At 40.9% G+C, this 26,397-nt stretch carries 27 protein-coding genes and 1 pseudogene; 3 read left to right on the top strand and 25 right to left on the bottom strand.

Translation table 11 applies throughout. The annotated features are described in order from the left end of the window. The first annotated feature begins 93 nt into the window (after positions 1 to 93). The gene (locus tag JJN12_RS02045; RefSeq protein ID WP_208428132.1) at positions 94 to 465 is read left to right on the top strand and encodes a metal-dependent transcriptional regulator; all 372 of its coding nucleotides are present in this window, start codon (positions 94 to 96) and stop codon (positions 463 to 465) included. 163 nt (positions 466 to 628) lie between these two features. Here the strand turns inward: JJN12_RS02045 and JJN12_RS02040 are convergent, their stop codons facing one another. From JJN12_RS02040 to JJN12_RS01935, 22 genes and pseudogenes are all read right to left on the bottom strand, one after another. After that, positions 629 to 1,069, bottom strand: coding sequence for a MarR family winged helix-turn-helix transcriptional regulator (locus tag JJN12_RS02040; RefSeq protein WP_208428131.1), 441 nt, complete (start codon positions 1,067 to 1,069; stop codon positions 629 to 631). Positions 1,070 to 1,083: 14 nt separating this feature from the next. Then, complete coding sequence (gene trxA / locus JJN12_RS02035) at positions 1,084 to 1,398, bottom strand: thioredoxin (RefSeq protein WP_208428130.1); 315 nt, start codon at positions 1,396 to 1,398, stop codon at positions 1,084 to 1,086. Between the two features lie 63 nt (positions 1,399 to 1,461). Continuing rightward, positions 1,462 to 2,322 carry an NAD(P)/FAD-dependent oxidoreductase gene (locus JJN12_RS02030; RefSeq protein ID WP_236013655.1) on the bottom strand — a complete coding sequence of 287 codons (861 nt, stop codon included), beginning with the start codon at positions 2,320 to 2,322 and terminating at the stop codon, positions 1,462 to 1,464. A 19-nt stretch (positions 2,323 to 2,341) separates the two neighbouring features. Continuing rightward, positions 2,342 to 2,458, bottom strand: a pseudogene (locus JJN12_RS02025) (glutathione peroxidase); the annotation flags it as partial. A gap of 196 nt (positions 2,459 to 2,654) precedes the next feature. After that, positions 2,655 to 3,269 carry a bifunctional phosphoserine phosphatase/homoserine phosphotransferase ThrH gene (gene thrH, locus JJN12_RS02020; protein ID WP_208428128.1) on the bottom strand — a complete coding sequence of 205 codons (615 nt, stop codon included), beginning with the start codon at positions 3,267 to 3,269 and terminating at the stop codon, positions 2,655 to 2,657. Positions 3,270 to 3,371: 102 nt separating this feature from the next. Next, entirely contained in the window at positions 3,372 to 4,088 is a 717-nt protein-coding gene (locus tag JJN12_RS02015) for a succinate dehydrogenase/fumarate reductase iron-sulfur subunit (protein WP_208428127.1), read from the bottom strand. Next, positions 4,072 to 5,679: an FAD-binding protein gene (locus tag JJN12_RS14075; protein ID WP_208428126.1), complete on the bottom strand. Its 1,608-nt coding sequence runs from the start codon at positions 5,677 to 5,679 to the stop codon at positions 4,072 to 4,074. The genes JJN12_RS02015 and JJN12_RS14075 overlap by 17 nt, the downstream gene beginning before the upstream one ends. Position 5,680: 1 nt before the next feature. Beyond that, positions 5,681 to 6,235 (bottom strand): pilus assembly protein PilX, encoded by a 555-nt coding sequence (locus JJN12_RS02005; RefSeq protein ID WP_208428125.1) that lies wholly within the window; start codon positions 6,233 to 6,235, stop codon positions 5,681 to 5,683. Beyond that, a complete protein-coding gene (locus tag JJN12_RS02000) occupies positions 6,232 to 6,675 on the bottom strand; it encodes a hypothetical protein (RefSeq protein WP_208428124.1) in 444 nt (147 codons plus the stop codon). Before JJN12_RS02000 ends, JJN12_RS02005 begins: the two co-directional genes overlap by 4 nt. Positions 6,676 to 6,752: 77 nt before the next feature. Next, a complete protein-coding gene (locus JJN12_RS01995; RefSeq protein ID WP_208428123.1) occupies positions 6,753 to 7,196 on the bottom strand; it encodes an FMN-binding protein in 444 nt (147 codons plus the stop codon). Positions 7,197 to 7,312: 116 nt separating this feature from the next. Beyond that, complete coding sequence (locus tag JJN12_RS01990) at positions 7,313 to 8,005, bottom strand: ABC transporter ATP-binding protein (protein WP_208428122.1); 693 nt, start codon at positions 8,003 to 8,005, stop codon at positions 7,313 to 7,315. Positions 8,006 to 8,008: 3 nt separating this feature from the next. Then, entirely contained in the window at positions 8,009 to 9,151 is a 1,143-nt protein-coding gene (locus tag JJN12_RS01985; RefSeq protein WP_208428121.1) for an ABC transporter permease, read from the bottom strand. Between the two features lie 2 nt (positions 9,152 to 9,153). After that, positions 9,154 to 10,443: an ABC transporter permease gene (locus tag JJN12_RS01980; protein WP_208428120.1), complete on the bottom strand. Its 1,290-nt coding sequence runs from the start codon at positions 10,441 to 10,443 to the stop codon at positions 9,154 to 9,156. A gap of 11 nt (positions 10,444 to 10,454) precedes the next feature. Beyond that, complete coding sequence (locus tag JJN12_RS14440) at positions 10,455 to 11,759, bottom strand: Fe-S-containing protein (protein WP_208428119.1); 1,305 nt, start codon at positions 11,757 to 11,759, stop codon at positions 10,455 to 10,457. Between the two features lie 190 nt (positions 11,760 to 11,949). Beyond that, the gene (locus tag JJN12_RS01970; protein ID WP_208428118.1) at positions 11,950 to 12,681 is read right to left on the bottom strand and encodes an iron transporter; all 732 of its coding nucleotides are present in this window, start codon (positions 12,679 to 12,681) and stop codon (positions 11,950 to 11,952) included. 143 nt (positions 12,682 to 12,824) lie between these two features. After that, positions 12,825 to 14,357: an FTR1 family iron permease gene (locus tag JJN12_RS01965; RefSeq protein WP_208428117.1), complete on the bottom strand. Its 1,533-nt coding sequence runs from the start codon at positions 14,355 to 14,357 to the stop codon at positions 12,825 to 12,827. Positions 14,358 to 14,463: 106 nt separating this feature from the next. Beyond that, positions 14,464 to 15,174 (bottom strand): ABC transporter ATP-binding protein, encoded by a 711-nt coding sequence (locus JJN12_RS01960; RefSeq protein WP_208428116.1) that lies wholly within the window; start codon positions 15,172 to 15,174, stop codon positions 14,464 to 14,466. After that, the gene (locus JJN12_RS01955; protein ID WP_208428115.1) at positions 15,174 to 16,379 is read right to left on the bottom strand and encodes an ABC transporter permease; all 1,206 of its coding nucleotides are present in this window, start codon (positions 16,377 to 16,379) and stop codon (positions 15,174 to 15,176) included. The genes JJN12_RS01960 and JJN12_RS01955 overlap by 1 nt, the downstream gene beginning before the upstream one ends. 9 nt (positions 16,380 to 16,388) lie before the next feature. Continuing rightward, on the bottom strand, positions 16,389 to 16,817 hold the full coding sequence (locus tag JJN12_RS01950; RefSeq protein WP_208428114.1) for a DUF4418 family protein: 429 nt from the start codon (positions 16,815 to 16,817) through the stop codon (positions 16,389 to 16,391). A 169-nt stretch (positions 16,818 to 16,986) separates the two neighbouring features. Next, positions 16,987 to 18,693 (bottom strand): glycosyl hydrolase family 18 protein, encoded by a 1,707-nt coding sequence (locus JJN12_RS01945; RefSeq protein WP_208428113.1) that lies wholly within the window; start codon positions 18,691 to 18,693, stop codon positions 16,987 to 16,989. Between the two features lie 143 nt (positions 18,694 to 18,836). Continuing rightward, positions 18,837 to 19,637, bottom strand: a complete 801-nt coding sequence (locus JJN12_RS01940) for a hypothetical protein (RefSeq protein ID WP_208428112.1) — start codon at positions 19,635 to 19,637, stop codon at positions 18,837 to 18,839. 14 nt (positions 19,638 to 19,651) lie between these two features. Further along, positions 19,652 to 20,875, bottom strand: coding sequence for a protein kinase domain-containing protein (locus JJN12_RS01935; protein WP_328706782.1), 1,224 nt, complete (start codon positions 20,873 to 20,875; stop codon positions 19,652 to 19,654). Between the two features lie 327 nt (positions 20,876 to 21,202). Between JJN12_RS01935 and JJN12_RS01930 the strand changes: the two genes are divergently transcribed. Continuing rightward, positions 21,203 to 21,913 carry an adaptor protein MecA gene (locus JJN12_RS01930; protein ID WP_208428110.1) on the top strand — a complete coding sequence of 237 codons (711 nt, stop codon included), beginning with the start codon at positions 21,203 to 21,205 and terminating at the stop codon, positions 21,911 to 21,913. A gap of 127 nt (positions 21,914 to 22,040) precedes the next feature. Here JJN12_RS01930 and JJN12_RS01925 read toward each other — a convergent pair whose 3' ends face one another. Both JJN12_RS01925 and JJN12_RS01920 read right to left on the bottom strand, forming a co-directional pair. Beyond that, entirely contained in the window at positions 22,041 to 22,244 is a 204-nt protein-coding gene (locus JJN12_RS01925; RefSeq protein ID WP_208428109.1) for a DUF1858 domain-containing protein, read from the bottom strand. Between the two features lie 102 nt (positions 22,245 to 22,346). Next, on the bottom strand, positions 22,347 to 24,686 hold the full coding sequence (locus JJN12_RS01920; RefSeq protein WP_208428108.1) for a transglycosylase domain-containing protein: 2,340 nt from the start codon (positions 24,684 to 24,686) through the stop codon (positions 22,347 to 22,349). A gap of 200 nt (positions 24,687 to 24,886) precedes the next feature. Here JJN12_RS01920 and JJN12_RS01915 point away from each other — a divergent pair, with 200 nt between their 5' ends. Next, positions 24,887 to 25,429, top strand: coding sequence for a QueT transporter family protein (locus tag JJN12_RS01915; RefSeq protein WP_236013652.1), 543 nt, complete (start codon positions 24,887 to 24,889; stop codon positions 25,427 to 25,429). Positions 25,430 to 25,629: 200 nt separating this feature from the next. Here JJN12_RS01915 and JJN12_RS01910 read toward each other — a convergent pair whose 3' ends face one another. After that, positions 25,630 to 26,397, bottom strand: a complete 768-nt coding sequence (locus tag JJN12_RS01910) for an acyl-CoA dehydratase activase (protein ID WP_208428107.1) — start codon at positions 26,395 to 26,397, stop codon at positions 25,630 to 25,632.

Raw genomic sequence — 26,397 nt, 5'->3', positions numbered from 1 at the left:
TTGATAATTATTATTATTTTCATTTTACTCACCCTTGCGTACCCTTGCAATCTTTGCTATACTGAAGACAAATAAAGCTTGGAGGTGGCGTTAATGAAAATACATGAATCTGCTGAGGATTATTTGGAGACAATACTTATGCTTACCGAAAGAATTGGAAATGTGCGTTCTGTAGATGTTTCCAATGAAATGGGCTTTAAGAAATCAAGTGTAAGCGTGGCGATGAAGAATCTGAGAACCACAGGGCATATAACTGTCGATGAAAATGGCTACATCAAACTTACTCCGCTTGGAAAAGAGGTAGCTGATATGATATATGAAAGGCATAAGTTTTTTTCTTCCTGGCTTACAAGCCTTGGTGTCGATAAAGAGACAGCACTGGAAGATGCCTGTAGAATCGAGCATGTTATAAGCAAAGAAAGTTTTGCCGCAATTAAGAAGTTTTTGAACGAAAAAGAAGACTAGGTGTATATACCTAAGATTACTCATATATTTTAAACGCAAAAAAGGGTTGAACACATAAGCTGTTCAGCCCTTATTATGCGAAGCCATCTATCTAAGTTCTTTCTCCCCAGTTAAATGACACTCATATCATTTAATTAAAGAGAAGTATCAGCTAAATGCAAAATTAAAACTCTTTCAGCATCTTATCAAGCATCCCGTGAAGAGTTGTCATCTCTTCATCCGTAAGCCTAAGACAGGCGCCCATCTTCTTTGGCACGTCAATAGCTTTGTCTTTAAGCTCTCTTCCAAGGTCTGTAAGAGTTACATTAAGCACTCTCTCATCATCCTTATCCCTGCTTCTGTCAATAAACTTCTTTTGTTCAAGCTTCTTAAGAACAGGTGTAAGAGTTCCCGAATCTAAGTATAGAATCTCCCCGAGTTCTTTTACATTTACTTTCTCATTTTCCCACATTACCATCATAGTGATATACTGTGTGTATGTGAGGTCTAGTTCATCAAGAAAAGGCTTATATTTTTTAACTATCTCCTTAGCGCAAGCATAAAGAGGGAAACAAAGCTGGCTTGAAAGCCTCAACATTTTATACTTGTCTTCTTTTTGCATCATTTCACCCTTTATGATTAACCTATGTTTTTATTTATAAATTCAACTAACTGTGGCTTTGGTACAAAACCAATCTGTCTGTCAACAGGCTCTCCATCCTTAAATACTACAATTGCAGGTATACTCTGAATCTTGTTCTTGATTGCAAGCCTCTGGTTTTCATCTACGTCAACTGCGAAAAAATCAGCCTTACCGGCGAGTTCTTCTGATACCTCTTCAAGTACAGGGCCTAACATCTTGCAAGGTCCACACCAGGTAGCATTAAAATCTACAACTGCATACTTACTCTTACTAACCTCTGCAAATTCTGCTTCATTAATCTTCTTTACCATAATATCCTCTTTCCCGGTGATAACACCAAATTTATCATAACTACAAGAGTTACTAACTATAATTTATCTCTTTACCGTCAGGTAGGAAATCGCAGACAACGCAGCTACATTTCCTTCACCCGCAGCCTTTATATACTGATAAGGCTTGCCTGTCACGTCACCACAGGCAAAAACCCCTTCAATGTTGGTACTCATATCCCTTCCTACTGCAATATGACCATCCTCCATAAGGAGTCCCGGAACCAGCTTTTCTGCTGATAGAACATCTCTTAATATGAATATTCCATCTGCGGTAAACCTATCCTTGTTGGTTACAAGGGTCATCTTGTCGCCTTCTCTTATTATTTCTTTTGGAACATTGCCCGTAATAACCTCTATATTATCCGCAAGCTCTGAAACATCCTTGTATAGTGCTACATAAGTCACCTTGTCAGCATTTTCAGCTAGGAAAAGTGCATCTTCCTCTTTACTTTTAGAGTAACCTATGACTACTGCTTCTTTCCCCTTGTACAGAGCAGCATCGCAGGTAGCACAGTAGCTTACTCCACTTCCAAGGTTCTCATCCTCGCCGGGGAAAGGCCTACCGGCTACAACTCCTGTGGAGATAATAATTGTCTTTGCTTCATACATCTCTCCTGATGCCTGAAGAGCAAAATAATCTCCCATCGCATATACTGCACTAATTCTTGCTTCATTTATCTTTATGTCCATAGCCTCTAGGTGGTCAGTATATGCCTTGGCAAGCCCATCACCTGAAATACTTGGCAAGCCCAGGTAATTTCTTATCTCGACTGCCTTTGTTATCTTGGGACTTAGCTCTTTAGTTCCAAAGAGTATAATGTCTTTATTCCTAAGTTTTGCCGTAATAGCGGCTTCAAGTCCTCCGGGACCCGTTCCTATTATCGCAATGTCATATCTGCTCATAATTCCTCTTTTCTAATAACTACAAAAGTTTTGTTATGTAGTCTTCAATTGACTCAGGCTTGGTTATTGGAGCAAAACGCTTGACTACATTGCCGTTTTTATCAATCAAAAACTTTGTAAAATTCCATTTGATATTGTTACCCAATATTCCTCCGGCCCTCTCTTTAAGGAAGTTGAATAATGTAAACATAAGCTATTGATTTACGTATGATTATATTGCATACAATTAGATTTGTCAAGTAGTTAACGAAGATTTATTTCAACATAATTATATTTTGTTGGTTTTATTGCAAAATGTAACCAGTTAGTTTAATTTATTATCTATATTTAAGTTACTTTGCTTCACTTATAGCATTCTTAATCTCGTTAAGTAATTCCTCATAGGTCTCTAGGGTCTTTACGTCCTTGTTTTCATTCTTAATCTTCTCAGGGCTTCTAAATAAAAACCCTGCTTTACTCGCTCTTATCATACCCAGGTCGTTGTAGCTGTCTCCTGCAGCTATAGTATCAAAGCCTATACTCTGTAAGGCTCTTACAGTCTCAAGCTTAGTTCCGTTCTTTCTAAGCTTGTAGTCTGTTATCTCACCGTTGTCAGCTATCTCAAGTTCATGGCAAAAAAGAGTCGGATAACCTAACTTTTTCATCACAGGAAGTCCAAACTCCCTATAGGTGTCACTTAGTATTATCACCTGTGTGAAGCTTCTAAGCTCGTCTAAGAACTCCTTTGCTCCCTCGTAGGGCTCGACCTTATCTATCACCTTTTGGATTGCTTTGATGCCGTAGTTATGCTCCTTTAAGAGTCTGATACGCATTTTCATAAGCTTATCATAATCAGGCTCATCCTTAGTGGTAAGCCTAAGCTCTTTTATCCCTGTTTCATGAGCAAATTCTATCCATATCTCAGGAATCAACACCCCTTCCATATCTAAACAGACTATACTATTCATAATGCCTCCCCCAAAACAATTCACACTTGTTCACTACCTCTTTTTTTCATTTTAAATCAGCATCTGGTATACACACTGCATAAAATTTTATTGACAGTCATATCAACGTTTGAACAGACTCTTCCACACTGCCACTTCATTTGACTTGCTTAGCATCTTATCCATATCTATCCCTGCAGGACATATATCCTTACAGGCAAGGGACTTGCCACAGCCCTTATAAATATGTTCCCTATACTCTCTCTTAAGTTCCTCTGTCCCACCTCTACCTGCGGCAGTTATTAACCTTGTAGCTGGCACAAAGGACGCTGCGCCATAGAAGTCTCCTCCTACATAAAAATTCGGACATACTTCCAGGCAGCAGCCACACATCAGACATCTTGAAGCCTCATAAGCTGTATCCGTGTTCTTGTCAGTAAGCCTTACTTCTTCTTCAAGATAGTTCTTGATGTCACGCAGGTTATTATACAATATACTTCTGTCAACAATCAAATCTTTTATAATAGGGAACTTACTAAGTGGGGCAAGTGTAAGCCTGTCCTTCTTCATATAATCCCTTATAAATGTATCACAGGCAAGCCTTGGCCTTCCATTTACAAGAATAGCACAGGCTCCGCATTTTTTCTGGAGACAGCTGCACTCCCAGCTTATGTAGGGCACGGGCTCTCCCTCTATATCTCTTATGTCAGGATTAGCATTTATCTCACGAAGCAGGCTTGCCACCGTCAGATTTTCTTTTTCAGGAGTAAGCCTGATGCTTTGAAAATAGGCACTGCTTTTTACATCCTCCTGCCTTTTAATCTCAATTATTACTTCCATTGGTTCTCCATAATTCTATGTTTATATTTTCCCCGCTTATATGAGCCTTAGTTAAGCCCTTATACTCATCACTTCTATCGGGGTAGTCTTCCCTATAGTTTGCTCCCCTGCTTTCTTTCCTGTACAGCGCACTTAGTATGAGTGCCTTTGCAAGGCTAAGCCTGTCTTTTTCCCTTTCATTTAACTGCCTGTTAGATAGCTTGGCGATTGCAGTAAGTCCCTCATTAAGCAGTGCTTCATTTCTCACTATCCCTAGTGCAGAGAGTAAAATATCTCTTAGCTCTATTATAAAGCTATCTCTTGCATTTTCAAATTCACTCTCTTTATATTCTACATCCGTAGTAATATCTTTAATGTCATAGTCTGCATCCACTGTACCTGCAGAATTAGAGTCTTTTATCACACTCTGACCTGCCTTCCTTCCTCCGTATATTGCACCTAGAAGGGAATTGCCTCCAAGTCTGTTCGCCCCGTGATAGGCCGAGCAGGCCTCTCCTGCCGCATAGAGGTTTACTATATTGGTCTTGTGGTCTATGTCTACATCTATTCCACCCATAAAGTAGTGGATGCCTGGCCTTACAGGGATAGGCTCATTTTTAGGATCTATACTTAGGTAGTGGATAATCTCTTCTCTTAGATCCGGCAGTCTCTCCTCCCAGACTTCCTCTTTAAGTTCGGTCATATCAAGATAGACCTGAGCACCTTTATTTTCCCTGCTTACAAAATACATTTCCCTTGAAACCACATCTCTTGGCATAAGGTTCTTAAGCTCTGGATACCTCTCCTCCATAAAGTAGTATTTTTCATTATCCTTATAAACGAAAAGACGTCCGCCTTCTCCCCTCGCAGCCTCGGACACAAGACAGACCTTGTCGGCTATTTCTATAGTTGTAGGATGATACTGTATCATCTCAAGATTGCTAAGCCTGACCCCTTGGGAAAATACCTTGGCAGTCACATCTCCAGTGTTGGCAGTTGTACCTGTGGTAACTCCCCTAAATATACCTGCGAACCCCCCAGTTGCAAGGATTACGCTTCCTCTTAGATAATACACCCTGCCAGTGTAATTATCCCTTATTTCTACTCCCTTACAGACCCCTCCATCATTATCAAGCCTAAGCTCTAAGAACTCGTGATGGCTATACCTTTTTATAAGTCCTATGGCCTCATACTTCCTTACTTCATCTATCAGGGCAGTCATAAGAACCTTGCCTGTACTGCTTTTTGCATAGGCTGTTCTTTTCTTCTTCTGTCCTCCAAAGTTTCTTAGCTGTATAAGATTGTCTTTTAGGTTAAATGGCACACCTAGACTTGCAAGATACCTGATTATATCGGGAGCGGCATTCGTTAGTCCACGAACTGCGGCCTCATCAGCTATGTCTCCTCCCGCCTTCATTGTATCTGCAAAATGATTCTCTACGTTATCTCCCTCTCCCATAGTATCTAAGGCTCCGTTTATGCCACCCTCTGCCATAACCGACTGAGCCCTCTCAGATGGATAGTTAGAAACGAGGTTACAGCTTATTCCTTTTTCAGCAAGGGTAATTGCTGCAGAGAGCCCTGCAAGCCCGGCTCCTATTATATTTACCACTTTAGTACCTCCACATTACATTCCATCTAAGGAAATAAATCACAAAAGCTACTGTTGACATAAGAAGAATAAACGCAAGCACAAGCAGTATGTCTTTGACATAGGCTCTAAAGCCCGCTATACCGAAGCTAATGAGCAAAGGCCTTATATTGGATAGTATATGTACCACGAGTGTAAGAACAAGAAGAATAGAAAAAATGAGTTGAATTTCGTTAAATTCTTTCAGCCTAAATACATCTTTCTTACTTGAGAATAGGATTATGTGGCAGGCAATAAGGAGAATCATAGCAAAGCCTGTTATCCTTCTTATCCAAAATACCGCATTCTCCCTAAGGTAAAACTTTCCGCTCTTTTTACCTGCAATGAGCGAATCTATGGTAAGCTTGGTTCCTATCACTATATGGGCTATCAAAAACGCCATTAAAATATAGGAGAGAGTTTTCATCAAGACATTACCGCCGGGTATTATCTTCATAAGCTGAAATGAGCCTGCCACAGCATGAATCAAAAACAGTATTATTAAAATAAGGCTGATAATAGTATTCCACTTTCTCATCCGGACTTCTTCTCCTCGCTTATAGTTATATCCTCTATGTAAGCCTTGTTCTTTTCTTTGAGCTTATATGAGTCTGCAAATTCTTTCGACATCAGTAGAACGTCAAATTTGCCTTCTTCTGCCCTTGACACAACCAAAACTGCTTCTTCTTTTTTTATCTTCATCTGATTTTCCGGAAGCTTTGAGCGGAAGCTCTCTGCCATTTCCAGCCCCATTGTATCACCCTCAGCCACAGTACAGGCTATGTCTTCAAAGATAATGTCAGTTTCTTTTCCATCAAAGAAATCTATCCACTGGTTTAACTTCTCCTTATCCGTATGAAGCCTGGTGTTTATTAGCACTATGTAGTTGCCTGAGGGCTTATCTATGACAACCGAAGGGCTTGATACCGCATCTGCCTCATCTGAAGATAGGAGCCCCCTCCAATAATCTGTCATCATCAAAGGGACTCCTACCAATATAAACAACGCACCTGTCACTATAAGAAGATGCTTTAATATTTTAATTATTCTCATCATTATTTTGCTTTTGCTGAGTCAAGAGCTATCTTTGCTGCCTCAACAAACTGGTCATGATTTATGGTTGCACCTGATATCGCATCAATATCATCAGGATTGCCGCTCTGAACAAGGAGCTTTGCATACTCATCGCAAGCCTTAACAGCCTTCTGCGCCTTGTTGTAGAAATCTCTATTTGCTACGCTTCCCTGCTTCTTACCGTAGTCAGCACCCTTCTCAGTGCCGTCAGGCTCGTAGGTCGTAAAGCTGCACTCGGTAATTGCATTATCCTTTACGGTAATCTTAACCACGCCATAGCCATTTCCTGCATCTGAGCCATCAGGATTAGTATAAACTGAGCTGGTTCCCTCGTAGCTTCCATCAGCAAGCTTCACACTGCCGCCACAGGCAGTAAGCATAGCGACTATAGACGCAAAGCTCACAATTCTCATATACTTTTTCATCATTTTACTCCTTATAATTTCCACGCTAAGTTACGCCTTCGCTGATAAATGTCCAGACTTGCTTAGCCATTATCAGCTCAGGCTATCCAACTAAATTTAGTATCATAAAAGCTTAATTACTCATGAAACCTTATATGTCCTGTAAAGTTACTGTTTACACTTTCCTTTGATATCTTGCCGTTACGAAGCACTATCATCCTCTGAGCGACCTCAGCTACCTCAATGTCGTGAGTAACCACAATGAGGGTGGTGCCTTCGCTGTGGAGCTTCCTAAAGAGTTCTACTACCACCTCTTCGTTGGCATCATCAAGGTTACCTGTAGGCTCATCTGCAAGGATGATTTCCGGCTGGTTGATAAGAGCTCTTGCTACGCATACTCTCTGCTGCTCTCCACCTGAGAGCTGGCTTGGAAGGTGCTTAGCCCTGTCTGCAAGACCCACCCTGTCAAGAGCTTCCATAGCCTCTTTTTCATCTGTAATGCTGTGATAATACTGTGCAAGCATAACATTTTCAAGGGCTGTAAGATAGTTTACAAGATGGAACTGCTGGAAGATTAGTCCTATCTTATCTCTACGGATATTAGTAAGGTTCTTTGCACTTTCCTTTGCTATATCTACTCCGTCTAAGAGGACTGAACCCTTGGTAGGCTTATCCATACAGCCTATTATATTCATCATAGTACTCTTACCTGAGCCTGAAGGCCCCATTATAGACACCCACTCGCCCTTTTCCACCTTGAAGTTAACATTGTCAAGGGCGTGAAGGTCACCATATATTTTGTATACATCTTTCAACTCTAACAAGCTCATTTTTTATTCTCCTTTTAACACTAAAGCAGGATCTATCTTGGTTGTTGTCCTTATAGGTATGAGGCAGGCAATACCTGTAACTGCTATAGATACAATGATGGTTATAGGCACAAGCAATGGCCTAAAGGATATCGAACTGCCAAATACATTGACACTGACGGTCTGTGCAAAGGCAAAACCGATAACTGAGCCTACAACTCCGCCAAGACCTCCAAGCAGTATGCCTTCTCCCATAAATTCTTTGATTATGCTTGAATCCGATGCACCTATTGCCTTTCTAAGTCCTATCTCTTTCCTTCTCTCAGTAACTACAGCTGTCATAGTTGTTGCAACACATATCATCGTTAGTGCAAGAACTATAGCTGTAACAAGAAATACAAGAGCCTGGAGCTTTGAGAGTACTGTGGTTTCAGAAGCTGTAACCCTCTTAACCAGGCTTGCACTCACTGTATCCACCTTCTTGTTTATCTCAGCAACGTACTTGTTAAGACCTTCACCTGAGGTCGATATACTTACCTCAGCTAAATCAATGTTGCCTTTTGCCCCTGCAAGGGTCTCAAGGTCCTCCATAGACATATATACATAGTCCTCTTCTCTTCCACCTGTGTTTAGTATGCCTGTTACCTTGAAGTCAAGGGTATTGTCCTGTTGATCTTTGGCTACATTTTCAGGAGTGAAGCTGACTGTAACGCTATCTCCTACCTTTAGCTCAAGACTGTCTGATATATTCTTGCCAAGCAAGAGTTCTCCACTTTGCTTAGGCCAGTTGCCATCTACGAGCCAATAAGGACTGGTTTTCTTTACGTCATCCATTATGGTTCCCGCAGCAAGTATAGGCTGCTCGTGCATTCTTACCGTCTCGTAGCGGAAAGGTGTGGCACCTACAAGTTCGTTTGATTTTATAACGTCTGTAGCCTTTTTTAAATCGCTCTGTGTAAATCTCCTGTCCGTAGGTGTAAGTACCATATTGGCACCGTAGTTTCTAAACTCTGCCCCCATCTGACGGGGTACATCATAGTAAATGGTTACAAGCCCCGATAGGATGGCTGCTCCTATGGCTATAGCTAAGAGCGCTATAATCATTCTGGACTTACGCCTCATAAGTGAGGCTGTAATCATTCTTAAAAACATTTTTCTATTTTTCATCATTATCTCCCGTGTAACACTGCCTCAGGCTCAAGTTTAAGAAGCATTCTTATGGCAGGTATGCTTCCGATAAGAGTTACTATAACCACAAGCACTCCAACTATAGGTATAACCATAGGCCTTAGTGTGATAAGTGAGCCAAATACGGTCTTACCGATAATCTGTGCAAAGCCTATACCGCAGGCAAAGCCAACAGTTCCGCCTATAATGGCAGTGATGATAATCTCTGTTAATACAAGCCCTGTAATAGCAGAGTTATGAGCGCCTATTGCCTTCATAAGTCCTATCTCACTGCTTCTTTCCATAACTGAGGCGGTAACAAGGTTACATATACCAAGGGCAGAGCCGATGAGGCTTAATATGGTTATAAGGAGCATCAAAAGCTGAGTCTTGTCAAGGATGGCACCCTCGGAGTCAGCTACCTGTCTTACAGGGGTAGCTACTGAGTCTGTGATAACCTCCTGTATCTGGTAGCAGATAGAGCTTACATAGGCTGTACAGTACCAGATTTCATATTGGGCTACGGTTAGAGACTGAGGATCCTTGGCAGCCTTAACTGCAAGCTCATTATCAGGAGTAGTAAGGGCACTTACTTCAATGGTGTCAACCTTTCCTTCAAGCCCATCAAGTGCCTGAGCTGCCTTAAGTCCTGTAAATATACGGTCATCTTCATCTCCTCCTGATGAAAATACTCCTACTATGTCTAACTCTCTCTCTTCCTTACTTCCTTTTACCTTTATCTTGTCACCTGACCTTAGCTTAAGCTTCTCAGCCAGATTATCACCTATCATGCAGGCATTTTCATCGGAATTGGTCTGCTCATCTATCCATTTTCCGTCTTTTATCTCCCACCAGCTTCTAAGGCTGGCTAGACCGGCATCAAGCTTCTCACCTGTAGGTAACTCCATATGGTGGTTAAACCAGCTTCCCACCACTAGCACATCAGAGCCATCAGGAAGCTTTGCACTGCTATTTATAAAAGGAGTGTAGTCAACTATGTTGAATGCCCAGAATATAGTCTTAATCTTACCTAATTCATCTTCTTTTAGGTAAGCTCCGCCTGATTTACCGCCTTTTAAGTCATAAAGGTCACTTACCACGCTCTGCCTCTTAGGCATAACTGTAATGTTGGCACCGAAGGTCTTAAGCTCTTTGTTTACCTTATCGCCTACATCCAATACCACACATAGCATGGCTGTAGCAAGGGACGCTCCAAGGCCTATAGTAAAGGCAATAAGAATCATTTTTTTCCATTGGCGGATAAGAGTCCCTTTTACCATTCTAAAAAACATATTTATCTCCCTTACTTAAAAATATCCTCGTGTTTCACAAGCTCAGCTATAGGCACTATTATATTGCCGTCCTGAATCTTATAATCTATAACTATAGGGTTACATCCACCCTTAAAGCCGATTGTATTGATGTTCATAACTACGTTACAGAGGTTGCAGACTACCTGCCCTTCTCTCTCATAGTATCCTGTCTCACCACAGATATCACAGGCATCAAGACCAATACCGTAGGCACTTGAGTTAGGCTTTTTGATTACTATGAATCTAACTGTCTTACCTTTATCTGTGGTGTAGCCAAATCTATGAAGATGTCCGTCTGAGACCTGATCAAATGTAACTATAACGCTGTCTTTAGTTACCTTTGCATCTTCTACAGGAGATATCTCTATTTCCTGATTTGCATACACCCTAAGCGCGGTAAGTGTTACAAATGAAAATACTGCACACACCACTGCTGTAAAGCTCCAACGCTTGATATTTTTCCATTTTGCCTTGATTTTTCTATGCTCAGCATTGTTCTCATAAGGCTCATTTACGTGGCGGCTCTTAACAAAGAGTACCGCAGGAACAGCTAAACAAGCCAAAACAATGGCAAATGTGAACATAATCTTATTGTTTGAAGTAAATACTGCAATTGTAAATATGGTATGATTGGTCTTTATTACCCTCTTTGCCAGAAATACACCCAAGGTATCGCCCAGCTCATTTGCCATATTGATAAGTATGGCTATAAACATAACTGCAAAGCCAAGCTTTGGACTAAGCCTTACATTTCCCTTATATACAGCAAGTCCCGCAACAAAGCTAAGGATAAGGCCGAAACACATCCCTACTATGCTGTAGAGGAAAGTGGCCGAGAGCACACTCTGCTCAGCGAATAATATCGTGTGTGGATTTTCTAAAAATGGCGGCAGGAAGTACAAAAGCATAGCTACAGCCATAAGCGAGAGCATAACTGACTGAAGTATGCCTCTTATCTTAGTCTGTTTCCTTATAATGAGACTTATAAGCACAAAAAGAATCAGGGCTGCCAAGTTTAGTGCATATATCCTCACATTCCACATAGCTGTATCAACTTTGTTGGTGGTTGTTTTAAATACAGTCATTACTACAGCACTGATAAGACCGATAACAACCGCTGCCCATTGAAACCTCTTATAGATATCTCCGCCCACAAACTTAACGCCTGCAAGTAACAGCCCGGTAAGCAGCATCATTGGAAGTAATTGTTCAGTAGACAATACAAAATATTTAAGCACTTCTTTCTCCTTATCTATAATCCAAACTTCATCCGCCATCTGTATATAGCAAAACACAATACTCTCGTGTTGTCCTATATACAGATGTAGAATATGTGAAGTTAGTATTTACTACAAAAAAACTCTCTTGTAAAAAGCTTACATCGAATTTTTATGCTTTTGATACTTGTATTATACATCACAACAGCTGCACTGGGCTGTTACCCCCAATGCAGCAAATTGTAAGCTTAATAATATTAGTTTTTAATTACCAGCTCTGCTTTACGTAATCCCAGTCTTTCTCAACTGTAAGATTGCCATCCTTAAAGTAGTCTTCAAGAACTGCTCCCGGGCCTGTCTCAGCGTCACTATGGATTAAGTAGCCTTTTTCAGCAGGGCTGTGGATAGTGAATTTAAGCTTGTAGGAGCCTGACTCACCCATCTTAATATTAGCACCGTAGTGAGGACCATCAGAAGCACTCATAGGCATGAAGGTTCCCTTAGCTACCTCTTTACCGTCCTTATCAGATATTAAATAATCAATAGTAAGATATGGAACCCAGTCACCTGTACCAAATCCAAGCTTATTCTCAAGAGCTGAGATATCTGCCTCAAGGTGAACCTCATTCTCCTTGTCTATCTTCTCCTGACCCGGAGCCATAGGAACAGGCTGGAAATATACTGCAGATACGTTGAGGAAGCCTACCTTCTCATCTTCAAAGATAGGAATCTCAGTAAATCCTGCTGCATCTCCAGGTGCAGTAGTGCTTGCTGAACCCTTATCTGCAACAACACTTGATGTCTTGCTTGAAGCTGTACTAGATGTCTTGCTTGCTGTACTGGTAGTGCTTGTAGCAGCGCTAGATGTCTTACTTGCTGTGCTAGCTGTGCTTGTAGCCTTACTTGTTGTAGAACTTGTTGTAGTCTTCTGACCACAGCCTGTTATAGCTGTTACTACAAATGTACCTGCAATAGCAAGTGATAATAATTTCTTTTTCATGTTCTCCTCCTATAAAGAAAAATTAATATATATGATAACGAAAGCGTACGCCCTCATTTATCAACTAGTTTACCTCTCACGTTGTGGCTATCTACGTAAGAGTCAAGCAATAGTACTCATTTATACCATCTTTTAGGCAATTTTTATGCCTTACTTGCAGCGTTCTCCTGTAACACTTCCTTAACCACGCTCTTGATGATTTCTCTAAGCTTCTTTTCTTCCTCTTCCTTAGCAAGGGCTTCCTTCTTAGCCGCCTCTTCAGCACGCTTTTTGTCAGCCTCTCTTCGGATTGCAAGATTTTTCTTTCTCCAGTGGAGGTATACAATTATTGTAATCACAAGAAGAATAATCTGAGGAATCAGTGTCTCAAGGATAGGATATATGCCAAGTACATCTAAAATCTCGGTTGAAGGTATGATGCTTGCAAGCCAGTCAGGTGAAGTCATTACTATCACATCACCCTCGATGAGCTCTTTTATACCTGCACCAAGGAAGGATATTGACATTATAAACATCAGTATACTGGTTGCAGTAAAGAATGGCCTTAAAGGTATTCTCAGACTGAATGCGTGTATTGCGTAGTATACAAAGATGAGGGCTATAAAGCCAACTATAAGTCCCGCCCAAACCATGCCTATATTTTCATCCTTAAGCATAGGCTGGAAGAAAAGAACAACCTCAGCACCTTCTCTAAATACAGCGAGGAAGGCTGTAAAGGCAAGTGCCATTGTGCTTCCGGTCTTGGCACTGCTCTCTGTCTTGCTCTTTATGTAGTTTGTCCAGGCATCGCTTTCTGACTTAGATAGCATCCAGTTACTTACATAGTATAGTACTGCCACCGCTGTAAGGGCTGTAACGCCTTCGATGATTTCCTGTGAAGCACTGTTTGCCAGTGTAAGTGCCTCTAAGAGCCAGGCTAGTACAAAGCTTGCGCCTATACCAACTAAAGAACCCACATACACAGGCCTAACAAGCTTCTTTCTTCTTTCTGCGTCACCACCCGAAGACTTGGCAAGGTAGGCTATGATAGCACCAACTATAAGTATTGCCTCAAATCCCTCTCTAAGGATAATAGAGAAGCAGGCTATAAATGTAGCTGTAGCAGCACTTCTGCCGCCACCTGACTGCTCTGCAAGCACTTCTTCAACCACCTGTCTTATGGTAGCTGTATCGGCACTTCCTGCTTTTGCGTTTCCCTTTGCGGATGAAGCAGGCTGCTTGCCATCAAGAATGTTTGCATCGTTATGAATCATCGACTGAAGCTTATCTACTTCTTTGTTGAATTCATCAACGGAGCCGCCATTTTTAGTCATAGCCTTGCAGGCTGCAAACTGAAGCTCTATCTCAGACTTTCTTGAACCTGATATCTTACCTAAGGTAAGCCTCTCAAATCCTGTTGTCTCATAGTAACCATAGTAGCCATGGTTTATAGTATCATAGGCTCCTTTAGAGTCTCCTGACTTATAAACCTCTTTTGCATGTTCAAACACCTTGTCCATAGCATTTGCTACATCATTCCAGGAGTTTGAAGGTGCACCGCTTGCCTTATATTCTTTCCAGGTAGCATAGTATGCATCATCAGCCTTTGCTATGGAGGTAAAACCAAAGCCTGCTAAAAATACAAACAAGACCACGAAAACTCTTGCAAGCAACATTCTTCTCTTACTGTTATACATTAGCTCCGCCTTCCTTCTTTTCTTTTGACCCTTTTGTCATAGAGGTGCTTAACCATCCCTTAACCGCAACCTTTACAACAATTAGGTCTCACTAACCACATATAACTTATCCCAAAATTTTATCTTTGTCAAGTATGATTCCCAATTTCATTTCAAATATTTTATCAGCATACTTAAACACATCCTTATCGTGGGTAATGACCAGGACTGATTTACCACTTTCTGCAAGCCTCTTAAATATCTTAAGCACCGTCTCAGTGTTTTCATCATCAAGGTCGGATGTAGGCTCATCAGCAAGGATGAATTCAGGTTCATTGATAAGAGCCCTGGATATAGCCATCCTTCTTAGTTCTCCTCCTGAAAGCTCAGTAGGCATAACTGAGGCAAGTTCCTCTATCCCGGTTTCTTTAAGCAGTGCTTTTGCTCTTTCTTGTGCCTTCCTTAGCTCTTCCTTATCTTTTGCGCCATTTCCATACAGATTGTAAGGAAGCAGTACATTTTCAAGTACTGTAAGTGTATTGATGGCGGACTGCCCCTGAAGTACTATCCCAAAGTGTTTATTCCTAAACTTTGACAGGCTTACATCGTCAAGCTTGTGAAGGTCAGTATCTCCTACCACCACCGTTCCTGTACTTGGCGTAAGAAGACCTGTAAGGATATTTAAGAGTGTACTCTTGCCGCTTCCTGACTGCCCGTAGAGTACCACGAGTTCTCCTTCATTAAGACTAAAGTCATTTTCACCTAAGGCAAAGAACTTGTTAGAGCCGCCCCTCTCTCTTAGAAACCATTTACTTATTTTATTTGCCGTAAGCTTCATCAGTTACCCTCCCTTAGGATAAGTGCTGTGTCTATTTTAGATGTCTTAAGCGCACTTAAGGATGATGCCAGGCAGCCTGCAGCCACCGAAGCAGCTACGGTTATAAGAGCAAGCAGTGCTACCTTATCTGCCCCGGGAAGTAAAAACGGAAGGTCAAAGGTAGTAAGGCTTACCTCTCCTACCAGTAAAACCGCCACTATCGCAGCAAACGCACCTGCTACACTTCCAATGAAGTTTACCATAAGGGCTTCTTTAAGGATGATGCCTGCGACCATTTTCCTTGAAGAACCAAGGACTCTAAGGATAGCAAACTCCTTCTTTCTCTCATTCGCTATCATGGTAAAGGCAAGTATTAGAATAAGTATAGCAAGGAGCCAGATTGCTATGATAAGAACGCTTATTATCCTTGAAGCGGATTCAAGCTGTCCTGCAACCCCTGATATCATATCCTGTGTCTGTATAGCCTCTACACCTCTGGTCTTTATATTTATCTCACTCATTACATCAAGAGGAGTATAGCCATCTGCTACATTAATAAGGATGCAGGAGGTAAGCTTGTCAGGATCCCCGTTATTATTGGTAACCATCCCGGTTTCCTCTGCTGATTTAAGCAGTGCCTTCACTGAATCTATGCTAAGATATACTGCGGTATCAAGATAAGTACCTGTTTTTTTAAGCTTGCCCTTTACAGTACAAACCTTTCCATAGAAGGTAAGGGTATCTCCTGCAAATGCGTTGAGATCGTTACCTACAAGCATTTCAAATTTACCAAGCTTGCCGTCATAAGACTCTTTAACCCAAGGCTTGATGGTAAAGTCAGTCACCGGATCAAATCCTATAATCTGAAGCTTTGCCGAGCAGCATCCGGCCTTCGCAGACGCAAGGAAATACTGCTCTGATATCTCCTTTATGCCATCCATATCCTTAATCTTATCTAGGATACTTCTATCCATATAGAAATATCCGGGATTGCCCTGTAGTATCATATTGGAGAAGTTTGTCTTGGTTGTAGCTGCATACGGAACCACCATAACATCTGCTCCAAGCCTTGACCTAAGTGACATAAGCCCTTCCTTAAGTCCTGTGATTGCAAGCGAACCTCCTGTAACCGAAAAACATAACAAGGCAGAAAGCAAGACTAATATAATCGTCCTGCCCGGTCTTCTTGCTATGTTTTTATATGAAATACTATTAAACACTGACATTTTTACCTCTTATTTTTCACTCTTAGCTTCCTTTTTGCTAATCAATATGTTTACTAACTCTACTGCAAGTAAAGCTACGCAAACTCCGATAACTGCAGGACGCATTGTTGTTCTACACATCATATTAGGCATAATGCAGATTCTTATTATGACCTGAGGAAAAAGCATCGCCATAACCGTAACAGGTATCATAGCCGCGGATACAGCTGCCCTTTCTCCTGCATTTTTAACTAAGAATAACAACAGTGACATTACTGCAAGCGTAATTCCTGTAGCAAACACTGCCTCTCCTGCCCAGTGGCAAGGCATAATCATTGCTCCTTTTTCCGTGCTTATCGGACAGGAATGAAATACATATTTCACTCCAAATGCAAGCACAAGGCTAAGTGCAAGCAATACTACAGACAACAGCATGGAAATTTTGTTTTTCCCGCTCATAAAAACCCCTTCCGTTACATGATAATGATTTGTACTATCGGTTGTATATTGTAACCTAAGGGGATTAATTCGTCAAGTAAAATTGAGAATTATAATCAATTATCATAACTAAATTTATTTGTGGCCCTTGTAAATATACCAGTAATTTGCTCATTTGTTTGAATAATAGTTATCTAAGCCAGTCTGTGACGCTGTTCCATGCCTCTTTTCTTTCAAGCCCAAGCTTCCAGAATGCAATTCCTGCTACCTTATCCTTTTCAACCAGTTTCAGTTTTGCCTCAAGCGACTTCTCTTCTTCAAGCCAGATTCTCATCCTGTCCTTCCCATCCTTCCACTCGGCATAGTACTGTCCTTTTTCCTTGTCCCATTCTTTCTTAGCCTTGTTGCTGTTTACCAGGTTTAGTCCGCCATCCATAGACAAAGCCCTACTGGTGAGTTTTCCTGTATGTGCCTCTCTCCAAAGCCTCGTGTAAAATGGGAGACCTACTATTAGCTTCTTCATAGGTGCACTCCTTACGGTATTTTCTATGCTGTTTTTCACCCAGCTAAGGCTAGATACAGAGCCCGCCTTGGGAGAGCCCGAATAATGCTCATCATACGCCATTACACATAGATAGTCCGAGACAATTCCCTGCTCTTTGATGTTATAAAAAGCATTGAATTCAAGCGGAATATAGTTGTCTACAGAAAGCACCTTTTTCCTGCTTCTCATCTCTATGGATAGCTCTCTTAGGAACTCTATATATCCTGCTGCATACGAGGACTTGATATGCTCAAAGTCAATGTTTATGCCATCCATGTTATATTCTTCAATAAAATATATGATATTTTTAATCAAATTCCCTCTTGTGGTAGTACTCATAAACAGCCTATTGTAGTCAACATCCTTGTTAAAGTCACTGATTAAAGGCCATACATCCACATTTATAGCCTTAAGCTTTGTCACATAGTCCTTAGATGCAAGGCTTGTAACCTCGCCTTCAGAGTCTGCCACCCCAAACCAGGTAGGAGATATTACATTGAGGCCCTCCGCCTTGGCAAGAGCAGTCCCTAAACTCGAGTTTGCTGCAGTGTTTGTAACCTGATGCCAGCCAAGAACTATAGGTTCATCTCTTGTTATGCTCGTATAGCCTGTGTCTTCTTTTTCTCTGTCAAAGCTGTACTTTTTGTGTTCGATATTATCTGTATCAAGATCAGAGGTCTTAATATATCCTGTCACGCCATCCTCGGTAAACACTCTGGTATAGTCATTCCCTGTGCCTTCAAGAAGATATACCTTTTCTCCCTCTTTTAATTCCTTTAGGATAGGCTCTTTTTTGTCCCCTGCTTCTCTAAGTGCGGTGTCACTTTTTACACCTACGTACTCATATTCAGCGTTATTTTCATCAAAGATGACTACTCTTCCCGGATTTTCATAGACCTCCGCCTTCATCTCGTGCCACTTTTCTATAAAATTCAGAGCAACATAGAGATTACCACCGTCTTCTATAAAGCTTGGCACTTCTTCTGTCTCATCTTTACCGTTTACCTGATATTCTTTTTCTCCTGCCGTGTAGACGTATTTTTCAGTAGCAGTCGTATATACTGCCACGTCATCTAAGGCATCATAAAATATCCTTGGCATCATCTTTTCTGCCGCAGAATAAGGCAGATAGGTCTTTCCACCCTTTATGACGGCATTTTCATCTGACTTAATGAGGTCAACTACAAGCCTTGCCTCGCCCTCAGGGAGCTTATAGTAATCTGTTAGTGATACTTCTGTATTGTTTGAGCCGCTAAAATCAAGCTTTTTCCCTAATACAAGGATAACAGCAGATATAATTGCTATTACAACTACCGGAATAATAATCATAATAGGATTTAATTTTTTAATCATTGGTACCTCCAAAAAATAAGTTTCCTAATTATGATACCACTACTATAGAGATTTGTCATTTATTTTTGTACACACAATAAAAACACCGGACTCTCCAGGTAAGAAAGTCCGGAGTCATTCAATAAGCAAACCTTGTGATGTAACTACTCCTTTTTATTCCAGTAAGCAGCAGCTTCTTTCCATTCTTCGTCTTTACCGGCAAGCGTCCTTTCCCGCCTCTCTCTTTCACTTTCAAGTGATTTGTCAATGTGCATATCATACGTGTAGCCTGATAGATTGTTTGTTATCTTCTTTGGGCTTAGCAGCTTTGCGGCTCTTTTATTTACAGGATAATTAACCTTGTGTCTGTCAGACTGCTTTCCTATAGTGAGGTATAGCTTCGCTCCCTCAAATAATTTGATATCGGAAAGTGCACTTTCAAGGATTATTATTTCTTCTTCGCAAAGTGCCAGATAAACCAAAGACTTTTCCTTAGACTTGTTAAAGTCCATTATCTTTTTTTCAGATACTACAGTATAATTGCGTCCGTCAGCCAAAGACAGTCTGACATCCGCATAATCTCCTACCTTTAGGAGTTCAGGCAACAGGATATCTGAGTATTCACATATAAACTCATTTTCTCCCAACTCCGTTTTCCTGCCTACAGGCAAAGCAAGCTCATTTCCTGTCTCAGACATTTCGTTATGAGCAGCTTCTTTTAGTTCCATTTCACTCTCTGAAACCACGGTCTCGTCCACCGTTTCTTTCTCAGGTAAAATATTAACCTCTGCCTGTTCTACATTAATGTTCTTATCTGATGGCCTGTTTAACAGCATAAATGCCGATATTGCAGTTACTATGGCCACAAGCAATATAAATATAAATACCACCAGCTTCTTTCTTCTGCCAACTCTTTCAAAATCATCATCAGATAATAGTTTTGCTTCTTCCTTACTAATAAACATAAATCCTCCTCTTATTATATCCTCTCTCTTCCTATTCCCTTGCATCCGGGCTTTATCTTAAGCCCGTTAAGAAACTTCTTTGTCTCTTTAAGACTTGCCTCATCCGATAAATTATCAATTATAAGCCAATCCTTTTCTCCAATATCCTCTCTATGTGAGGTTAAGAACGCCACCGACTTGCTTCCCTTAATAAGGTTGTTTTGTATGACGATTATTTTTTCATCACAGCTGTAGAACAATAGAGAAAACTCATCTACTCTTCCAAAGTCAATGACAATGTTGTCAAAGCCTTTTTTTAGAATATAAGCCACATCTTCCTCCGCCACTGAGTTAAAAATCCTGATGTTTTTTAAGTCTGTCAGGCAGTTAAGATTAGTCTCATCACCGTCTTCATCCCTAATTAAAGACAGGAATGCAACCTTTCTTCCCTTTGCAGCCAACTCCTTTGCCGTAAGCAGGGCAATATGAGTGGTGCCAACTCCACTCTCTGCTCCACAAACAGCTATCATCTTCGAGGCAGTATCCCTAATTATGCCCCTTTGCTGATTCTTTTGCGAGGCAAGTGGTGCTTCTTTACAGATTTTTTTTACAAGCTTTTCAACATCCTTTATATCAGGGCGTTCATCAGGGCTTTCTTTTAGACAAAGGCTTGATAACCTAAGTAATTTGTCTCTGATACTCTTTTTAAACAGACTGTTTTTCTGTCTGTTCTTTTCTGCCAAGTATCTTACTAAAGACCCAAAACCATAGATGTCCGTTGCCCTTCCTAAGACGCCCCCTTTTATGAGCTCGGGAGCTGCAAAGCCACTTGTTGCAAGAGGCGTAAAACCATCATTTCCTTCTGTATAAATTACTGAACCGAAATCTACTACCTTAAGTCCGTTTTTTGTAAGAATTATATTGCCGGGTTTCCAATCGATGTAAAGCACAGATTCTTCCAAAGAGTTAATAAATTGCAGAAAGTCTAAAAGTCCTTTTACTATATATGAAAGTTCCTTCTCATCAAGACAGTTTTGCAAGAATTCTTCTGATGCAAGACCAACTCCTTCAACGTACTCTTCAACCAGATACAGGTTTTCGCCATCTTCCTCAACATCATATAGCTTAGGCATAAAGTCAGAACTATACCTAGACAGAAACTTAGCCTCCGTCTTTAGCTGATTAAAAAATGGATTGGTTTTTGATATTTTTTTGATTACACGATATTCTTTAAGCTTCACATGTGAAGCAAGGAACACGTGCGGATTAGGATTTAGGGAATCCAGAATAGAGAGAATATGGTATTTACCTAACCATAGGTTAATCCATATCAGCTCCTTTCACTTTAGGAAATTTCCAAAACTAACATTAATGTACCCCTATTGTACCTGTTTTCTCCGAAGATTTCAACGGCATTTTCACCAAAATTTCGAAGGTTTTTTCGGCATAATTACCAAAGCTTTGAGTGGTGGCTGAAAGTCAGGGGAAAAAAAGTAAGCCACCACTAAAGATTGACAATATTTCTCTTTTATCCTATACTAATCTTTTAGAAAGTCCTAACAATCAATAGACAGAAAGGTCAGTTTATGAAAATAGAAAAACTTAATGAAAATCAGCTTAAGATAACCTTGGCGCCTGAGGACCTTAGTATAAGGGGACTTGCTCTAAATGAGCTCTCTTACGGTTCTCCAAAGACCAAGGAATTATATAATGAACTTGTTGATCAGGCTCTTACTGAGTTTGGCTTTGAAAGTGAAGATGGTGCGCTGGTTATAGAAGCTATCCCTACTTCCAAAGGAAATCTCGTCATCTTCATCACTAAGAATCAGACTGCGGATGACCTCGATACCAGGTTCTCAAGATTCTCTCCTGATATTCTGGATGAGGTAGAGGAAAATGAGTTTGTACCCCTTACCGATATGCTAAAGTTTTCGGGGCTTAATGATAAGAAGACTAAAGCTTCTGATAGGGGCCTCGGTGAGAAGGTCCCAAAAAAAGACGGAAATGCCAAAATCTTTGTATTCAATACACTTGATGCTGTTACTGAGCTCTGTGTCCACATAAAGGATATATTTATTGGTAAAAGCTCTCTGTTTAAGAGCAATCAAAGCAAGCTGTATTTTCTCATCCTTGAGAAGAATCTTTCAGACAAGGAAACCTTTGGGAAGATATGCAATATTGCGTCTGAGTTCTCTACTCAGGGCAGAAGCAATTATGCAACTACCTCTGTAATAAATGAGCATTGTGAGAAGATAATCGGCTCAGATGCCGTTACCATACTTGCGGCTATTAATTAGATTAGAAGCCATAGGCTGTATCAGGGTCTAGACCGTAGTACTGTCCAAAACTCTTTATTAAATATCGTTGATTAGCAAAAAAAGAACTGTAGCGGATATCGTTACAGTTCTTTTTAGATAAATCACATTAAGCTACAAACTCATTAAGAAGCTCACAAAGCTCATCAGCATCGATTCCGTGAACCTCTGCAGCTTCCTCTAGTGTCTCTCCCAGAGATGATGGGCATCCTACACAGTGCATACCTGCGTTTAGAAGTACCGGAATAAGGTTCTCATCTACCTTAAGAATATCAGCTATTATCATATCCTTTGTTATTTTCTGTTCTGCCATAGTTTTACCTCTTTCAAACCTGATTTTACTGTAAAATGTGTCTACACAGTACCAAACACACTTACCATTATAAGCTACGAAACCTCCTTAGTCAAGAAGTGGTTATGGTGTTTCTGCCGTACCATCCGAGTTCTCTGTTGCACCTTCTGTCTGTCCGTTGTCGGTATTATTATCTTCAGCACTGCCCGTGTTGTCGGAGTCCTCATTTGAAGGATTATCTTCGTTTACCGTTCCTTCTTCAGGATTTTCCCCTTCATCTATAGTAGTTTCATCCTGTTTCTTGGTATCTGTATTAGTATTTTTCTTCTCTTCTTCGGCCTTTTTCTCTTCCTCAAGCTTCTTTTCTTCCTCTTCCTTAGCCTTTTCTTCCTCTTCCTGCTCTTCTTTAGTCTCTTCTTCTGTCTCCTTGTTATCTTCTTTTGTAGGAGCTACAGTTATCTTATAGTCGTCAAGCTTTGCCAAAGGAAGTCCATTATTAATGCTATCCATATAGGTTTTCCATATGCCAAGAGGTGTAGCAGTATAGCTTAGTCCCGCAAGGCTTCTTGGTATGTCATAGCCCACCCATACACTGGTGGTGTAGTACTTGGTAAAGCCAACGAACCACAAGTCCTTACTATCGTTAGTCGTTCCTGTCTTACCTGCACAAGGCATGGTGGCAAGCTTTCCACCTACACCTGTTCCCTTGGTCATAACTGCTTCCATACAGGTTATCATCATCTTGCAGGCATTTTCATCATAAATGTACTTGCTTGTTCCCTTTTGATAGAAACCGTCAGCAACTATATCATTGCCTGAAGAATCAGTCATTTTCATTATGCAGGTTGGCTCCCTGAACTCTCCTCCATTTTCAATGGCTGCGTAGGCAGATGCCATTTCTACGGCATTCACACCCTTGGTGAAGCCTCCAAGTGCAGCTGATGGATAGTAATCAGTGTCGGATATGGCAGAAAATCCCATATCAAGGAGCTTCCCTATACCTATAGCAGGGGAAATCTCTGTAAAGAGCTTCCAGGCAACTGTGTTCTTAGACTTGGCAAGCGCATCGAGGATAGTCATATTGCCACTAAAAACTCCGTCTGCATTTACAGGGCCTCCCTCTATCTTCTCATCCTTTACCATGCTTTCCGGTGTATAGCCTTGTTCAAATGCAGGGGTATATACAATGAGAGGCTTGATTGTACTTCCCGGCTGTCTAAAGCTCTGATATGCCCTGTTTAGAGTACTTCCCTTTAGTTTCTGGCTTCTTCCGCCAACTATAGCAACTACTCTTCCACTGCTGTTATCTATGGTTACTGCTGCTCCCTGTAAGCTGTAGATGCCTGACTTACTCTTTTCACTTGAGACGCTAAGTCCATTATCAACTGTATCCTGAAGGAGCTTTTGCTTCTCAGGGTCAATGGAGGTATATATCCTGTAGCCTCCAGAATACAGCCTTGTCTGGCAGCTTGAATATACTTCACTGTAGTTCTCATTATAAGCTTTTCTATCTTCATCTGAATTAAATGAGTATCTGAAATTAAAGCCTTCAGACTTCATTAGTGCCTTAACCGCTCTGTCAAGCGCAAAGGTAAGGGCGTAGCTGCTCTTTTCTACTTTAGGCGCCTTTAACTTAATTTCCTCAGACTTAGCCTTAGAAGCCTCTGCCTCGCTAATCTTGCCATCAAGTACCATTTGGTCAAGAATGCGGTCCCTTCTTGCAAGCGTTCCCTCGATATTTTCATAAGGGTTATACCTTGTCGGACTGTTAGGAATGCTTAAGAGGAAGGTAATCTGCGAAAGAGACAGAGAATTCACTCCCTTTCCAAAGTAGCCAAGAGCCGCAGACTGTATTCCATAGTATCCGTTTGCAAAGTATATGTTGTTTAGGTAGAACTCCATTATTTCTTTCTTTGTATACTTCTTTTCAAGCTCTATAGCAATGAAGACCTCCCTTGCCTTTCTCTGCCAGCTCTCTTCAAAGGATAGGAAAATATTTCTTGCAAGCTGCTGGGTAATGGTGCTTCCGCCCTGGGTGATTACACCCTTATTCTTGATATAAGCAAGGCCTGCCCTGATTATGGCTTTCAGGTCATAGCCTTTATGCTTAAAAAAGTTCTTATCCTCGATGCTGGTTATGGCATCCACAGCCACCTGCGGGATGTCACTGTACTTTATGTAATATACGTCTTTTTCGCCCTTTAGCTTGGACATTATATTGCCGTTTGCATCATAGACTATACTGGTTTCATTTTGCCTAAAGGTCTCCATAGTACTCTTTGACACTATCTTCTTAGCATCACTCTCCATAGCAATGAGCTTCTTCCCATATTTCATATATATAAGAACTCCGCCTATTACAACTATGGCAAGCAAGAGGGCTATGATAATCTTAATCACTATTCCTATAGCTCTTTCAACAGGGTTTTTCTGTCTTTTTTGTTTTTTTACTTTTTTAGCCAAATCTCAGTCCTCCTTATCAGTTCATTGTAGCACAAGCTATTTAAAAATAAAATTATTAATCCTTAAGATTTACTAATCTATGATTATACCACATATTTTTGTCAAAATTTTGCCCTTGAAAATATTTTTACCTGTACTATACTAAGAAGCCGAGTGTTATAACCTTCCCACTCATATAAAAACTAAAGGAGAATAAAATAATGGAAGAATTAAAAGCAATGCGCGTTCAGGGTATGTCACGTACCCTCGTTATCACCCAGGCGGCTATAATAGCTGCTCTCTACACTGTACTTACCATATTTGCTGCAAGTCTTAACCTTGCTAGTGGAGCAATTCAGGTAAGATTCTCAGAAGTACTCACCATCCTCCCTTTCTTTAGCTTTGCAGGCGTGCCGGGTGTGACCATTGGCTGTCTTGTGTCAAACATCGTCATAGGTAGCGATATCTTTGACATCATCTTCGGAACCCTTGCTACCTTCATAGGAGCAGTCGGAACCTGGTACATAGGAATTCTCTTTAAGAAGACCGGGAAAAACTTCCTCAAATTCCTTTCCCCGCTTCCTCCAATCATAGCAAATACGATAATAGTGCCTTTCGTACTTGCCTATGCTTATCATGTACCGGATGGCATACCTTTCCTTATGCTTACTGTAGGCGCAGGCGAGGTGATTTCCTGTGGAATACTTGGTTTGATTGTGCTTACAGCCCTTTTCCCTATAAGAGATAAGGTTTTTAGAGTATAGAACATGTTGTACTGATTTCATTCGTGTGATTTCTAAAAACTGACTGAATATATAGTTAAAGAAATTTAGATAACTGTTTGATGCTTACTTGTAAAGACTTTATTGTTTTATCCTAAATACAAGGCTGCCACATTAAGATAAGTTTACATAATATGTAGTAAATTTTATCTCTAGTGTGACAGCCTTTTTTTACAAGTTTTTTATTTCATTTTCTCTGCAAACACAGCAGCGCCAATGGCACCTGCGTACATTGCAGCCTCGTGAGTTTCTACCTTTCTACCAAGCTTATTTGATAGAGATTCTAAGATATAAGGACAGCCACAAAGCCCTCCTGTCAGAAAGACCTTGAAGTCCTCAGGTACATTTCTGCACTGTGACACCACCTTTTCAGTGATAGATTCGACTATGCCGAAGGCTATGTCCTCCTTAGGAGTACCTGCACCGGCAAGCCCAATGACCTCAGACTCAGCAAATACCGTGCACATGGAGCTTATCTTAACTCCCTTTCCCTTTCTTGCAAGCTCGCAAAGGGAGGCAGGGTCATATCCCATTGCATTTGCCATTACCTCTAAGAATCTTCCCGTACCGGCAGAACATTTGTCATTCATAATGAAGTCCTTCACCTGACCGTCCTCAAGCACGATAATCTTCGTATCCTGCCCTCCTATGTCAATGATAGCAACTTCCCTTTCGTTAAAGAGATATTCTGCGCCTTTAGCGTGACAGGTAATCTCCGTAATATTCTTATTTGCATAATCAACACTTACCCGTCCGTAGCCTGTGGATACACAGCGGAAATCATCAAAAGAAAAACCATTTTTGATAAGGTCTTCCTTTACATTCAGAGAAGCCTCCTTGCTGCTCCAGCCTGTAGGAAGCCTGTGCTTATAGAGTATCTTCCCGTCCTGCATAGCCACGTATTTTGTGCTCGTAGAGCCTAAATCAAGGCCAAAACTTATCCTTGCCAT

It is taken from the genome of Catonella massiliensis, from assembly GCF_016651435.1.
GTDB classification, from domain to species: domain Bacteria; phylum Bacillota; class Clostridia; order Lachnospirales; family Lachnospiraceae; genus Catonella; species Catonella massiliensis.
The sequence above is the reverse complement of the archived record's forward strand: the minus strand, read 5'-3'. Positions and strand labels throughout refer to the sequence as shown.

What these genes read in the sequence shown, in the direction of transcription:
- JJN12_RS02045 (WP_208428132.1), top strand. Translation starts at nt 94, where the DNA reads ATGAAAATACATGAATCTGCTGAGGATTATTTGGAGACAATACTTATG.
- JJN12_RS02040 (WP_208428131.1), bottom strand. Translation starts at nt 1,069, where the DNA reads ATGATGCAAAAAGAAGACAAGTATAAAATGTTGAGGCTTTCAAGCCAG.
- trxA (WP_208428130.1), bottom strand. Translation starts at nt 1,398, where the DNA reads ATGGTAAAGAAGATTAATGAAGCAGAATTTGCAGAGGTTAGTAAGAGT.
- JJN12_RS02030 (WP_236013655.1), bottom strand. Translation starts at nt 2,322, where the DNA reads ATGAGCAGATATGACATTGCGATAATAGGAACGGGTCCCGGAGGACTT.
- thrH (WP_208428128.1), bottom strand. Translation starts at nt 3,269, where the DNA reads ATGAATAGTATAGTCTGTTTAGATATGGAAGGGGTGTTGATTCCTGAG.
- JJN12_RS02015 (WP_208428127.1), bottom strand. Translation starts at nt 4,088, where the DNA reads ATGGAAGTAATAATTGAGATTAAAAGGCAGGAGGATGTAAAAAGCAGT.
- JJN12_RS02005 (WP_208428125.1), bottom strand. Translation starts at nt 6,235, where the DNA reads ATGAGAAAGTGGAATACTATTATCAGCCTTATTTTAATAATACTGTTT.
- JJN12_RS02000 (WP_208428124.1), bottom strand. Translation starts at nt 6,675, where the DNA reads ATGATGACAGATTATTGGAGGGGGCTCCTATCTTCAGATGAGGCAGAT.
- JJN12_RS01995 (WP_208428123.1), bottom strand. Translation starts at nt 7,196, where the DNA reads ATGAAAAAGTATATGAGAATTGTGAGCTTTGCGTCTATAGTCGCTATG.
- JJN12_RS01990 (WP_208428122.1), bottom strand. Translation starts at nt 8,005, where the DNA reads ATGAGCTTGTTAGAGTTGAAAGATGTATACAAAATATATGGTGACCTT.
- JJN12_RS01985 (WP_208428121.1), bottom strand. Translation starts at nt 9,151, where the DNA reads ATGAAAAATAGAAAAATGTTTTTAAGAATGATTACAGCCTCACTTATG.
- JJN12_RS01980 (WP_208428120.1), bottom strand. Translation starts at nt 10,443, where the DNA reads ATGTTTTTTAGAATGGTAAAAGGGACTCTTATCCGCCAATGGAAAAAA.
- JJN12_RS01970 (WP_208428118.1), bottom strand. Translation starts at nt 12,681, where the DNA reads ATGAAAAAGAAATTATTATCACTTGCTATTGCAGGTACATTTGTAGTA.
- JJN12_RS01965 (WP_208428117.1), bottom strand. Translation starts at nt 14,357, where the DNA reads ATGTATAACAGTAAGAGAAGAATGTTGCTTGCAAGAGTTTTCGTGGTC.
- JJN12_RS01960 (WP_208428116.1), bottom strand. Translation starts at nt 15,174, where the DNA reads ATGAAGCTTACGGCAAATAAAATAAGTAAATGGTTTCTAAGAGAGAGG.
- JJN12_RS01955 (WP_208428115.1), bottom strand. Translation starts at nt 16,379, where the DNA reads ATGTCAGTGTTTAATAGTATTTCATATAAAAACATAGCAAGAAGACCG.
- JJN12_RS01950 (WP_208428114.1), bottom strand. Translation starts at nt 16,817, where the DNA reads ATGAGCGGGAAAAACAAAATTTCCATGCTGTTGTCTGTAGTATTGCTT.
- JJN12_RS01945 (WP_208428113.1), bottom strand. Translation starts at nt 18,693, where the DNA reads ATGATTAAAAAATTAAATCCTATTATGATTATTATTCCGGTAGTTGTA.
- JJN12_RS01940 (WP_208428112.1), bottom strand. Translation starts at nt 19,637, where the DNA reads ATGTTTATTAGTAAGGAAGAAGCAAAACTATTATCTGATGATGATTTT.
- JJN12_RS01930 (WP_208428110.1), top strand. Translation starts at nt 21,203, where the DNA reads ATGAAAATAGAAAAACTTAATGAAAATCAGCTTAAGATAACCTTGGCG.
- JJN12_RS01925 (WP_208428109.1), bottom strand. Translation starts at nt 22,244, where the DNA reads ATGGCAGAACAGAAAATAACAAAGGATATGATAATAGCTGATATTCTT.
- JJN12_RS01915 (WP_236013652.1), top strand. Translation starts at nt 24,887, where the DNA reads ATGGAAGAATTAAAAGCAATGCGCGTTCAGGGTATGTCACGTACCCTC.
- JJN12_RS01910 (WP_208428107.1), bottom strand. Translation starts at nt 26,397, where the DNA reads ATGGCAAGGATAAGTTTTGGCCTTGATTTAGGCTCTACGAGCACAAAA.